This window comes from Bartonella henselae str. Houston-1, from assembly GCF_000046705.1.
Lineage (GTDB): Bacteria > Pseudomonadota > Alphaproteobacteria > Rhizobiales > Rhizobiaceae > Bartonella > Bartonella henselae.
On sequence record NC_005956.1, the window covers coordinates 297,282 to 310,446 of the forward strand.

Here is a 13,165-nt window from a genome sequence, read left to right on the forward strand (position 1 = left end):
TTATTTGCCAATCCCATGACAAATCATCAATGTTGATTGATAAGGTGAGCGAGAGAAAAGATATAATTTTTATTTTATAGTTTGTTTGTTAAATCTTCTTCTTCAGAAAGTGCTTTTGCCAAATCAATGATTTTCCGACGTACTTTAGAATCGGATATATTCGTGAAAGCACGCATAAGTTGGATTCCTTCACTGCTAGAACAAAAGTCCATAAAATCATTATCACTTTCAGCAAAACCTTCTACCTGCTGTGTACCAACGCCTTTATCAAAAAAGTAAGAAACAGGGACATCCATAATTTCAGCAATCGCTTGAAGACGGCTTGCACCGATACGATTTGTCCCTTTTTCATATTTCTGGATTTGTTGGAAAGTGATACCTAGCTTTTCACCCAATTTTTCTTGGGTGAGTCCTAAAATATTACGACGTAAACGAATACGGGTTCCGACATAGACATCTATAGGATCGGGTTTTTTTCTAGTCTCGGTCATAATGTAACTCTTTAAATTTCCAGCACTTTACTTCCAAATCAACGTCAGATTTATGTGAGGTTGATTTATCATACAATAAAACAATATGTAATAGTTTTTCCCAACTTTAATGGTACACATGATACGGTACCGGAATGTGGGCATCCGATCATTTAAGCTGTTTTGTAGAACCAAAACCGAGTCCGCACAATAGCATAAGAATGAATAAGATGAAAGTAGAGAATATCCTGTATTCATTGTTTCCTATGGGGGTAATGGGTGATGGAATTGGTGAATCAACAATGCCAACAGCATTTTGCTGGAGAGCTACAACGATTCGTCCATAAGAATCAATGACAGCTGATATTCCATTATTGGCTGCTCTTATAAGAGGGATTCCCAGTTCAACTGCACGAAGCTGCACTTGTTGAAGATGTTGGTATGGACCGGGTGTTACGCCAAACCATGCATCATTTGTAACATTAATGATTGCTTGAGGAGGAGAACCTTTAAAAACCATTTCATTAGGAAATATTGCTTCATAACAGATTAGAGGAAGATAAGAAAATCCATTCGGCATCATAACAGTTTTGCGTACACTCGCAGTACTATATCCACCAATAGTATCAGCAAGGGCATGCAATCCAATTTTTTTCAATAAATTCTGATAAGGCAGATATTCACCAAAAGGAACCAAATGAAGTTTATCAGAGGTAGTTAAAATATTTCCTGTAGCATTAATGACTGCAATTGTATTAAAATACTGCGTTTTTTCATTGAGAGGATTATTACTGGCACGTATAGCACCAATAATAGCCCATTGTTTTGGCTTGAGAAGAGAGGCAATGCGCATTGTGATAGTAGAGTTATCATAGAGAAGATAAGGAATAGATGCTTCAGGCCATACGATAAAGTCGGGTTCTGGATGCTGTTCCACTATTGATGTTGCACTTAGATTCATATGAGCTGCAAATATAGCCTCTCGCTCAGTATTGCTCAATTTTGTGTTTTGCTCTATAGAAGGTTGAACAATGCGCACCCAATAACTGCTTTTTTGATAATCAGTCATTTTAGGGGCAGTATTGAGGCGATAAAATCCAAAACCACAGTGGGCTAGTATCAGCGCTAAGCAAAGAAAAAGTGCGGTTTTCTTTTTTTCATCTGTGAATAAAACAGTGGGTAAACTGTAGATGAAGACGGCAAGGATATTCATTCCATACAGTCCGAAGATTGCATCGGATTGCATAAGCATAGGGGTTGGCATAGCTGTATAACCAAGAGCATTCCACGGAAAGCCTGTGAATAAAATAGAACGTAACCATTCTGCTAGTCCAAGCGCAAAAGCCAGAATAAAAAAGCGTGCTATTCCTTTTGTCCATAAAAAACCGACAATAAAACCGGCAAAAAACCAATAAAGAGAAAGGTAAAGGGGAGGGCAGAAAATAGCGAATGGCACAGCCCATCCAAAAGTAATTGGGTCTGTCAGTAAAGCATTACACAGCCACCAAAAACCAAAAATAAAATAACCAAAGCCAAAGGTTCCACAGCTTAAAGCGTAGATCAGAAGGCATTTTCTATTGTTTTGAAGAGCACTGATTTTATCAAGTAAAACAATGAAGACAGGAAAAGTTAAAAAACAGAGAGGTGTTAAATAAAAGGGCGGAAGTGCAAAGGATGTCAATGCACCACATAAAAACAACACCCCTTGCCGTTTCCAACCAGTGAGGGAAAACAAGGACATCTTGACACTGTTTAAAAACACGAAGTTACTCTTCGGAGATGACATTTTGTTTAAAACTTTCATTCTCCGGAATACGAAAAATACGTAAGCGCTTAATCCGACGTTTATCAGCTTCTAAAATACGGAATCGATAACCTGGCACCGCTTCAATGATTTCACCTTTTGCGGGAATGCGATCAAGAATAGAAACAATCAAACCACCGATGGTATCGACTTCATCACCATATTCCCCTACAATAAAATCAGGACCGAGAGCTTTCTCCACATCTTCTAGTTCAGTTCTCGCATCAACAAGCCATTTATTATTGGGTTCGCGCACGATAGCATTGTCAACATGATCATGTTCATCTTCGATATCACCAACGACTAATTCGACAATATCTTCCATAGAAACTAAACCATCTGTACCACCATGTTCATCAATTACCAAAGCCATTTGTGTTCGTGTGGTTTGCATACGGGTCAATAATGTGCTTGCAAGCATGGAGCCAGGAACGAAGAGAACTGTTCGGATAAGATCAAGTTCGCCGATAGGGGTATGCAAATCTGTATAGGTTAACTGTAGTGAATCGGATGTTTGCTCGGTTTGAGCTGATTTGGTAATAAAGCGCGTTATATAATTGAGGATATCGCGGATATGAATCATTCCTCGTGGATCATCTAAGGTTTCAGCATAAACAGGTATGCGAGAATGTCCAATTTTTGCAAAACATTTGAGTGCTTCTCCAAGAGAGGTATTTATGTCTAATGCCTCAATTTCAGAACGTGGAATCATAACATCATCAATGCGTGCTTCGCGCAAACGTAAGATATTATGCAGCATAGTACGTTCTTCAGGTGAGAAGAGTGCCGTATCCTTTTCATTGTCAGCAGTGAGTGCAACAGTAAGATCATTGCGCAGTGACGTAGAATTGCGGCCACGTAAGAACGAAAACAAATGATTCATCAGGGAGTATTTTTCTGTATGATTCGCTGGTTGAGGAGGATGTTCTTCAATATGAGAAGGTGTTTGACTATTATTTTGTGCATTCACTTTGTTTGCCATGGTTTTGAGATCTTCTAAACTTTTTTCTGTAAGAAAGGCATAGGGTATTTTAAATTTTATGATGGTGATATTGATTTTAAAAATTAATTTTTATCATTTTTATTAAGATAATTCAGCATAAGGATCCTTAATGGAAAGCTTTTGAAGAATTTTTCTTTCGAGCTCTTCCATATGAGAGGCTTCTTCATTTGTTTCATGATTATAGCCAAGCAGATGAAGAATACCATGGACAATCATATGCGTTAAGTGATCCTGAAATGATTTTGCTTCATTTTCTGCTTCAAGAACAACAGTTTCTCGTGCAATAATGATATCACCAAGCATGGGTCCAGGAGAATCTCCAACTTTAAGGGGAAAAGCAGGAAAAGATAACACATTGGTGGATTTATTTTTACCACGCCATTGTGCATTAATTTGTGCCATATGTTTGTCATCCGTAAAAAGCAAGCTGATTTCGCTTACAACATTTTCCAATGAAAGATGATGCATTATCGTTTTTAATGCTTTTTCGGTGATGTTATAAAGCATTTTCTCGTCATTCCACCCATCGCTTTCAACAAGTATATCAATTGTAATCATAATAAATCAAATTCGTTTCTTTAATGAGAAGTATGAGAGGGTGTTTCTTTGTTTTTTGCTCGAGAATCACGGTCATAAGCACAAACGATAGCGGCAACAAGGGGATGGCGTACAACATCTTTTTCATCGAAACGAATAATTGTAATATTTTCTACATTTGAAAGAATACGTATTGCTTCGATTAAACCAGACTTTTGTCCTTTTGGTAAATCAATTTGGCTTATATCACCGGTAACGATCATGCGTGCGCCTTCTCCAAGACGCGTGAGGAACATTTTCATTTGCATGGGTGTAGTATTTTGCGCTTCATCAAGAATGATAGCGGCATGAGCAAGTGTTCGTCCGCGCATGAAAGCAAGAGGAGCAATTTCTATGACACCAGAAGCTAGAATGCGTTCTACTTTTTCGATGGGTATCATATCATAGAGGGCGTCATAAAGCGGACGTAAATATGGGTCGACCTTTTCTTTAAGGTCACCAGGAAGAAAGCCTAGATGTTCTCCAGCTTCAACGGCTGGACGTGAGAGGATAATGCGTTCAATGATACCACGCTCTAAAAGCATTGCAGCATGAGCAACAGCAAGATATGTTTTGCCTGTTCCTGCTGGTCCTATTCCAAAAACAAGTTCAGTGGATTCCATTGCGTGTATGTAAGCGTCTTGTGTTGGAGTTCTGGCGTGGATTGTTTTTTTATGGGTACTTAACCGTGCGGGTATACGTTTTGTTACAGGTTGTGTTTTTGTTGGCGATTCTTGCTGGTTATGTGGCAAATTTGCCATAGAAATCGCTCCTTCTATATCCGCTAAAGTGAGCTCTTGATATATTTTAACGTGTTCATAAAGCTGCTGTAATACATATTGTGCATGCTTTGTGGCCGTCGTTTTTCCATGGATTAAAATTTCATTACCGCGCGGATGAAGACTAAGCCCAAGCTTTTGTTCGATATAAGTCAGATTTTCATCGAATTTACCAAATACTGTTTTCGCATATTTATTGTTTTCAAAAATGAGAACAACATGATGAACATCTGATGCGCTTTCTTTTTTCGAGATAACGGTATTTTCAGAACAAGTACTTATTTTCTCTTTAACGCGCTTTACTTTTTGGGTTGAAGCTTTCAACCTATTCTCCCATATCTAGCAAATATTGCACACTTTTTGGGTAAACTGTATATAAAGACAGTCTCTTTTTCATAGAGTGCGAGCTTTAAATGTAATCATTTTCTTCAAAAAATAAAAGGGTTCTCCTAAAATCTCTGTTGTAAATAAGGCATGAGAGATATGCTTACATATTTGTCATTTCACCGACAAAACTGTTTGAGCTTGTATTTTTAATATGAATTGGGATTACGGTGCCTGTAGAGGCTTGTGTATCCACGACAACAGGTAAAAGCCAAGGTGAACGACCTACCATTTGTCCCGAGTGACGACCAGCTTTTTCGATAAGAACATCTGTTGTTTGTCCAATTTTAGAACGCAAAAATGCATTTTGTTGCTCCAAGAGAAGAACTTGTAAGTGCTGGAGCCTGGCATCTTTTACAGCTTCCTCAACATGATTCTTCATTGTTGCACCAACTGTTCCAGGTCGAGGTGAATATTTAAAGGAGTAGGCTGAACTGTATTCCACTTGTTTAATAAGTTTAATGGTTTCTTCAAAGTCTTCATCTGTCTCTCCTGGAAATCCTACAATAAAATCGCCTGAAAAAGCAATATCGGGTCGTGCATTGCGAATTTTTTCGATAAGCTGAAGATAATGAATACTTTTGTGTTGGCGGTTCATCGCTTTTAAGATACGATCTGAACCCGATTGAACAGGCAAATGCAGGTAAGGCATCAAGATGTCAAGATCTCGGTGTGCAGCAATAAGACTGTCATCCATATCTCGTGGGTGGCTGGTCGTATAACGCAAACGCTTTAAACCATCTAGTTTGGCAAGATGATAAAGAAGATCACCAAGCCGCCAAGTTTTACCATTCACATTTTGTCCATGCCAACCATTCACATTTTGTCCAAGCAGGGTAATTTCCTTAACACCAGCTTCAATGAGTTGACGGGCTTCCTCGGTAATTTGCTCAACAGATCGGGATATTTCGGCACCACGTGTGTAGGGAACGACACAGAAAGTACAAAATTTATCACAACCTTCCTGTACTGTTAAAAATGCACTAACGCCTCGTTTTCTTACAGCACGTTTATTATGAGGTGGTAAATGAGCAAATTTGTCCTCAACAGCATACTCTGTTGCAACAATTTTTTTGCCCTGTTTGGTTTGTTCTAACAAGTCTGGCAAACGGTGATACATTTGCGGTCCGATAACAAGATCCACTATTGGTGCACGGCGCAAAATTTCACTTCCCTCTGCTTGTGCAACACAACCAGTCACACCAACCATCAAGGGTTTGTCAGGTGTACGTTCTTGACGCATGACACGCAAGCGACCAAGATCTGAATAGAGTTTTTCTGCTGCTTTTTCACGGATATGACAGGTATTAACAAGAATAAGGTCAGCGTCGTTTGGTGTTTGTGTAGCGACATAACCCTTTGAACTAAGACTATCAGTCATCCGTTGGCTGTCATAAACATTCATTTGGCATCCATAGGTTTTGATAAAAACCTTTTTAGGAGCCAAAGGAGGAATATTTTTAGGATTTGCTTTATTCATAGCGCATTTGTAAATGTTTTTTACGCAAATCTCAATCTATTTGCTTAAAAGTTTTTTGCATAATGATTGCATCTGTGCGGCTATTTTTTGATTGGTAGTAGGCGAAGCGTTTAGCAATTTTTTGAAATTCAAAACCTTTATAAAGGCTCAAAGCAGAAAGATTGGTTTCTTCTACCTCTAAGAAGAGTTTTAGAGCGCGTTCGTGGTGGAGATGGCGAAGTGTACTATCAATAAGCAAGGTGCCAATTCCTTGTCGACGACAATGAGGGTGGACAGCAATTGTGATGATTTCGGCTTCATCAAGAATGAGACGGCAGAGGCAAAAGCCTAAAATTTCATCAGGGCGTCCGATAAGAGAGGCTTTATATCCGAAGATAGATTGATCTGTTAAGAAATGATCAAAAGTTTTTTTTTCCCAAGCAGGGACAAAACAATGCTGATGAATTTGATAAAGTGGAACACTATCATCAGCTTTTAGTGGAGCAATCCAAAAATGCTTTTTTTTCGATAAAAGTTTGGACATTATTTTTTTCGTGGTAGAGCAAAATCAGTTTGTTGTTTTGCGTCAGCACTCCGTAAATAGAGTGGACGGGGGTGATCTTGTGTTTGTTTTTTTGCAGCAAGATGGGCATAGTTTACAATGTCAGCTGCCTCGCAGACGGTTTTGTCTCGTAAGATTTTTTTGTTTATCTTATTGTTTTTAATATGCAGAGCAATAATATCAGCTGCTGGACCAGTTAATCTCGTTTGTTGCGGTAAATCTTCAATGATATTTTCAATTGTTTTTAATCCTGGTGCTCCTAAAGGGATGAGATCTTCACTGAAGTTTTGATGGTAGAACATATCTCTACCAGCTTCAATAACAACGGTGATTGCTAATCCAGTATTATTATTGCTTACTTGCATTGCTAACGCTTCGAGTGCACTTACTCCAACAGCTGGTATTTCGAGCGCTAATGACAAAGCGCGTGCTGTTGAAACACCTACACGCACACCGGTAAATGATCCAGGACCAATATTGACAGCAATGCGATTAATTTGATCAAGAGTCGTATTCGCTTGATTGGTTACTTGTGCGATGTATCCAATAAGTTTTTCGGCATGTCCTTTGTTCATACGCTCGCTGATGCGAGCAATGACAGATTTCTGACGAATGAGCGCAACAGCGCAATAAATTGAAGCAGTGTCTAGAGCAAGGATGAGCATAAAAATATTTTAGTTGAATAATATGATAAACAAAAGACCTACAGTGTTTTTTATTCTTTTTTATTTTTTTGTGTGTTTTGCAATATTTAAAGAAGATTGCTAGTGCGAATAGCCAACAATATCTTTCTTATAAGATATGGTGAGTGTTTATTTTTTCTCATTCTATCCTGTTGTAATACAGAGTGAGTAAAAGCAATTTAAAAGAAAGAAGCCATGAAATCCCATTTGTTTATTTCCTAAGTAAGAGCATATTCTGTAAGCCTTTTATAAAAACGTTATTTTGTGAGAGCAAATGAAATAAAAAAAGCGGCATTGTTTTATGATGAATGATATATTTTTGTATTATACTGTTTAGTTGCAAGCAATTGTCTGCTGAAAAGCCGTTTGAATAAGCAGTTTTACAGCTTTCTACTCTTGCTACTCAGTTTAAAGCAATTTGATTTTTTATATAATTTGTAAAAATGATAAAGAGAGTTTTGGAATTTTAACCTGTTTTGATAAAAGAGCTGCTTCAAGAGTGTCACACCTTTGGAGTGATTGCATGCTGAATTGAAAAAAGCAAAAATATTTAAAAACGCATATTTCAAAACATTATAGGATTTAAATCATTTAATTGTATCATGATAAGACTGCAAACACCGAGAATAAGTATGGAGCAGGTTGAAGCTAGAATGACGCGCCATCCTGCTTTTTTTAAGGATCGAATATCAACGCCTAAACCTAATGCTGCCATTGAAATGACAGTGAATAACTGAGCAATAAATCTAATAGGGATGAGAGTCTTTTCAGGGATAAGATTACTTGAGCGGATGAGCATCATAAAAATAAAACCAATGATAAACCATGGGACGAGAGTGTGTAAGCGCAATCGTGTTTGTGCTGATCGATGATAGAGGATTGACAGAGCAAAAATAAGAGGACCTAACATGAGAACGCGCACCAATTTAACAACTGTTGCAATTTGAACACTCACAAAAGAGACAGATGCTGTTGCTGCTAAAACCTGTGGTACAGCATAAACAACCATGCCGGAAAGCACACCATATTGGCTAAATGACAGATTCAGAAATGGATGTAAAAAAGGAAGAAATAGAATAATAAGAACCCCTAAAAGAGCAGTAAAAGCAATTGATGATGCCACTTCTTCATGTTTTGCTTTAATGACAGGTGCAACGGCGACGATTGCTGAATTGCCACAAATAGCATTCCCGCAAGCGACGAGCATCGCTAAATGCGAAGAAAGCCCGAAAAGTCTACCGATGGTAAAACTGAGGATAAGCGTTACAAATATAACAAATATGATACTAGCAAGTAAATTCCAACCGGCTGAAAGAACTGCATTAACACTAATGCTTGCTCCTAGAAGAACAATAGCAATTTCAAGAAGTGTTTTTGCACAAAAAGTTATACCTTTTTGAAAATATTTTGGCAAAGTAAAACAACTACCGGTAATGGATCCTAAGAGAATTGCCAACACAAGGCTTTCAAGCCATGCTTGCCCAAAAAGTTGTTTTTCTAAGATTTCTAAACCATAAGCCAAGACTGATATAATTAAACATGCTAGGATACCAGGAGAAAAGTCGTTTAAAAATGCGAGATTTTTTTTTATAATTTTAATGTTCCTTCCCATAAATAATGTTCCTCTCCATAAATAAAGAAATGATAGTCAATAAATAAAAAAAATAACGGGTAAAAGAAAAAAAATTAAAGATTTGTTCTTGCTTGTAAGGCTGCTGCTAAAGTCCCATCATCAAGATAATCAAGTTCACCTCCTACAGGCACACCATGAGCGAGTCGGGTAACTTTAACTGAAAAATTGGAAAGCTGATCAGTGATATAATGCGCTGTTGTTTGTCCTTCGACAGTAGCATTAACAGCGAGAATAATCTCTGTAATTGGGTTTTGTACAACGCGCTGTATTAAGGGAGCGATGTTGAGTTCATCAGGACCTATTCCATCTAAAGGAGAAAGCTTTCCACCCAAGACATGATAACGTGCAGCTAAAGTTTTTGCACGTTCTAGAGCCCACAGATCAGCAATATCTTCAACAACAATAATTGTTGCATCATCACGACGTGGATCTGTACAAATCGAACAAGGGTCAATTGTATCTACATTTCCACAAACAGAACAAATGCAGACCTTTTGTACAGCTGCTTGTATTGCTGCTCCTAAAGGTTCCAGCAATGTTTCCTTTTTTTTGATGAGATGCAACGCAGCACGACGTGCTGACCGAGGACCCAGACCTGGTATACGGGCTAAAAGCTGAATAAGACGCTCAATCTCAGGTCCTGCAATATGTTTAGACATACTCTGTTTCCAAAGAATTCAGTAAAATTTGGTTTCATGAGAACGGGAGTTTGAAATCGGGTGGAAGTGGTAGCCCTGCTGTCATGCTTTTGGTTTTTTCTTGCATAGCGATTTCAATTTTTGTTTTGGCTTCATTATAAGCAGCCATAATCAGATCCTCGAGGATTTCAATTTCTTCAGGTTTAAGTAATGAAGGATCAATTTTGATTGCTGTTATGGTATTTTTACCGTTTAAGGTGATGCTGACAAGTCCACCACCAGCAGTCCCTGTCACTTGCAGATTTGCCATTTCCTCTTGAATTTTCTGCATTTTTTCTTGCATTTCTTTGGCTTTTTTCATCATGTTCATCATATCACGCATAGGAATAGGTATCCTTATTCATCATCGATATCATTTTCATTTTTAAAGGTATCGGCATTTTTAAAGGTATTAGGGAGTAAATCAAGGTTGTTTTCTTGTTTATTTAGGCGAATATCGACAATTTTTGCTTCTGGAAAATGATAGAGGATTTTCGCTATATCAGGATCTGCTTCTGCATTGGAAAAAAGAGTTTTTTGGATAGCCATACTTTCTTCTTGTAGGGTTGGTCCTCCTCCTTCATTAACAAAGGTTATAGTCAACCGTTTTTCAGTCCATTGAGACAGCATTTTTTTTATGTCATTCTTAAGTGAATGTGGAGCATTTTCAGCAATCCTCAAAATGATATGTCCTGGTTCAAAAGAAACAGGGTGAACAAATTCTGTAATGAGAAGTTTAAAAGTGATCTCATCATGCTGTTCAGCTAATTTAACAATATCGTGCAAAGAATCAATAACTATAGCTTTTGGTTGAGTGGCTTGCTTTGTTGTGTGTGTGGAGGGATGCGGTAAATTTGTAATATTTTGAGGATTGGTAACAGATTGAGAAGTTTCAAGAATTTCTGTGACTTCAGGAGAGTGAGAGCTTTCGAGGTTTTGAAATTTGAGTAAATTTTCCGATTGTAAGCAATCATTTAAGTGGTTTGTCACGGATGTTTTGCAATCTGGCTGGTGTGACGACGGGTTTGCAACCTGTAAAGAAGAATAGGCGTTTGCAGCTTCTATTTTTGTTGTATTATTCGTACTTGTGGACTCTTGATGAGAAGAATTGGAAACGATTGTAAGAGGTGTTGTTTCTTGCATAAGCTTTTTTAAAGCTTCATCAAGAGTTGGCAGATCTGTAACATGAGCAAGGCGAATTAATAACATTTCAGCAGCTTGAAGTGGACGCGCGGTTTGATTCACTTCCTGTAAACCTTTCAGTAACATTTGCCAGTTTCGAGACAAAACAGGAACGGAAAGTTTTTTTGAAAAATCTAAGCTTCTCAAACGCTCGTCTTCAGTAAGTGAGAGATCTTCCAATATCTCTGGTGTGAAACGCAAACGTGTGACCAGATGATTGAAATCGGCTAATTCTGTCAATATGGTAAGGGGATCAGCACCGGCATCATATTGGCTACGTAATTCATGGAGTGCATTGACAACATTCCCCTTCATGAGGAATTCGAACAGATCAATAATACGAGCTTGATCAGCTAAGCCGAGCATTGCTCGCACTGTAACAGCGCTGATTTTGCCATTGCTATGAGCAATTGCTTGATCAAAAATAGAGAGTGCATCTCGTGCGGAGCCTTCTGCAGCGCGTGCAATCATGGAGAGCGCTTGATCTTCCACTTCCACATTTTCATGTTGAGCAATTTGGCGTAGATGTGCACTCAAAACTGCCGATTCAATACGCCGTAGGTCAAAACGTTGGCAACGTGAAAGGATCGTAATAGGAACTTTACGAATCTCTGTTGTTGCAAAAATAAATTTTACATGTGGTGGTGGCTCTTCAAGTGTTTTTAATAAGCCGTTAAATGCCTGTGTTGAGAGCATGTGTACTTCATCAATAATATAAACCTTATAGCGCGCAGAAACAGGACGATAACGTATTTGTTCAATAATTTCACGAATATCATCAATACCCGTATGTGAAGCTGCGTCCATTTCGATAACATCAATATGGCGTCCTTCAATGATTTGCGTGCAATGTTCACCAAGTGTATTCAATACGGTTGTTGGTTGGTCAATATCTTTTGTTTTATAGTTGAGTGCACGTGCTAAAATACGTGCTGTTGTGGTTTTTCCCACTCCACGAATTCCCGTGAGCATCCATGCTTGTGCTATGCGTCCTGTTTCAAAGGCGTTAGTAAGAGTGCGCACCATCGCTTCTTGACCAATGAGGTCGGAGAAATTTTGAGGTCGATATTTACGAGCAAGAACGCGATAGGTTGTTTCTACCGGCATATTTTTCATCAATGATTCCAACTTTAAAGCGTTTGTAGGACATTTTCGATAACATGCGAGACAAGCTAATACTGTACTCTAATATAAAAGGATTTTTTCTCAATCAATATTTTTTAAGAAGTGAAAATATTGGCGTAAAGATAACCAAATCTCTTTGCTCTAGGCAAAAGTTACTCTAAAAATTGAAGAAAAAAATTGAAAAGCGATAAAAATATAACTTATCCCGTTAAAATAGGAGGCTGGTACGATGACCCGTACCAGAACTCGTTAGGGCTGCTTCTTTCCAGACCTGACCCGGTTGGCGAGCAGTGCGTCCACCACCAACCTCCCACGTTTATATTGTCGATTTAAAATGAAAAATCAAGCTAAGAAACGAAGAATATGGAAAGAACGATCAAAAATTCCCCTTTGAGCTTAATTTGTGCATTACGCATTACAAATATGTTCGAGATTTATCAATGTTTATTGGAACAGGGTCCCACAGTGATTTGTTATGAACAAATCATGCGCTCTTTTCACATAATGGGTTTGAATTGAGCAGATGCTCGTTGGCTAAGGTGAGGGATTGAGTGGTGGAAGGACGTATTTTATAAATTTGCTAAACGCATGATGGGAAATTTGAAACAGTAAAAGAGAAAATGAAGCATAAGGTTCATTTAATTGGTTGAAGTTAGAAAATAGAAGAAAGAAAATCATTTTTGAAGAGCACAATTTAATCCGTATAGGTATTTTATCGCTTCAAATAGTTGATGCATTCTTTAAAAATGAGAGAAAAAAGGTTAATCTTGCTGTGAGAAGGCTTGCATGACTGTAGTCTGAAAGGCGGTTTGATTATGAGTTTTTGCA

At 38.1% G+C, this 13,165-nt stretch carries 12 protein-coding genes and 1 other RNA gene; all 13 read right to left on the bottom strand.

Annotated elements, in window-relative coordinates:
- Window positions 1–74 precede the first annotated feature (74 nt).
- The 13 genes from AYT27_RS01135 to ffs all read right to left on the bottom strand — a co-directional run bounded on the left by AYT27_RS01135 (window position 75) and on the right by ffs (window position 12,648).
- Window positions 75–491: a helix-turn-helix domain-containing protein gene (locus AYT27_RS01135; RefSeq protein WP_011180172.1), complete on the bottom strand. Its 417-nt coding sequence runs from the start codon at window positions 489–491 to the stop codon at window positions 75–77.
- 148 nt (window positions 492–639) lie between these two features.
- Entirely contained in the window at window positions 640–2,274 is a 1,635-nt protein-coding gene (lnt, locus tag AYT27_RS01140) for an apolipoprotein N-acyltransferase (protein WP_011180173.1), read from the bottom strand.
- Window positions 2,237–3,256 carry a hemolysin family protein gene (locus tag AYT27_RS01145; RefSeq protein WP_011180174.1) on the bottom strand — a complete coding sequence of 340 codons (1,020 nt, stop codon included), beginning with the start codon at window positions 3,254–3,256 and terminating at the stop codon, window positions 2,237–2,239. The genes lnt and AYT27_RS01145 overlap by 38 nt, the downstream gene beginning before the upstream one ends.
- 102 nt (window positions 3,257–3,358) lie before the next feature.
- Window positions 3,359–3,835 carry an rRNA maturation RNase YbeY gene (ybeY, locus tag AYT27_RS01150; RefSeq protein WP_011180175.1) on the bottom strand — a complete coding sequence of 159 codons (477 nt, stop codon included), beginning with the start codon at window positions 3,833–3,835 and terminating at the stop codon, window positions 3,359–3,361.
- Window positions 3,836–3,855: 20 nt separating this feature from the next.
- Complete coding sequence (locus AYT27_RS01155; RefSeq protein WP_011180176.1) at window positions 3,856–4,956, bottom strand: PhoH family protein; 1,101 nt, start codon at window positions 4,954–4,956, stop codon at window positions 3,856–3,858.
- A gap of 163 nt (window positions 4,957–5,119) precedes the next feature.
- Complete coding sequence (miaB, locus tag AYT27_RS01160; RefSeq protein ID WP_011180177.1) at window positions 5,120–6,496, bottom strand: tRNA (N6-isopentenyl adenosine(37)-C2)-methylthiotransferase MiaB; 1,377 nt, start codon at window positions 6,494–6,496, stop codon at window positions 5,120–5,122.
- Between the two features lie 31 nt (window positions 6,497–6,527).
- Window positions 6,528–7,019, bottom strand: a complete 492-nt coding sequence (gene rimI, locus AYT27_RS01165) for a ribosomal protein S18-alanine N-acetyltransferase (protein ID WP_011180178.1) — start codon at window positions 7,017–7,019, stop codon at window positions 6,528–6,530.
- Window positions 7,019–7,702 (bottom strand): tRNA (adenosine(37)-N6)-threonylcarbamoyltransferase complex dimerization subunit type 1 TsaB, encoded by a 684-nt coding sequence (gene tsaB / locus AYT27_RS01170; RefSeq protein WP_011180179.1) that lies wholly within the window; start codon window positions 7,700–7,702, stop codon window positions 7,019–7,021. Before tsaB ends, rimI begins: the two co-directional genes overlap by 1 nt.
- 583 nt (window positions 7,703–8,285) lie before the next feature.
- Window positions 8,286–9,314: a YeiH family protein gene (locus AYT27_RS01175; protein ID WP_034447670.1), complete on the bottom strand. Its 1,029-nt coding sequence runs from the start codon at window positions 9,312–9,314 to the stop codon at window positions 8,286–8,288.
- A 92-nt stretch (window positions 9,315–9,406) separates the two neighbouring features.
- Window positions 9,407–10,012 (bottom strand): recombination mediator RecR, encoded by a 606-nt coding sequence (gene recR / locus AYT27_RS01180; RefSeq protein WP_011180181.1) that lies wholly within the window; start codon window positions 10,010–10,012, stop codon window positions 9,407–9,409.
- Between the two features lie 34 nt (window positions 10,013–10,046).
- Complete coding sequence (locus AYT27_RS01185) at window positions 10,047–10,373, bottom strand: YbaB/EbfC family nucleoid-associated protein (protein WP_011180182.1); 327 nt, start codon at window positions 10,371–10,373, stop codon at window positions 10,047–10,049.
- A gap of 14 nt (window positions 10,374–10,387) precedes the next feature.
- Window positions 10,388–12,328, bottom strand: coding sequence for a DNA polymerase III subunit gamma/tau (locus AYT27_RS01190; protein ID WP_011180183.1), 1,941 nt, complete (start codon window positions 12,326–12,328; stop codon window positions 10,388–10,390).
- A gap of 222 nt (window positions 12,329–12,550) precedes the next feature.
- Window positions 12,551–12,648, bottom strand: an RNA gene (gene ffs / locus AYT27_RS01195) — signal recognition particle sRNA small type.
- Window positions 12,649–13,165: the final 517 nt, after the last annotated feature.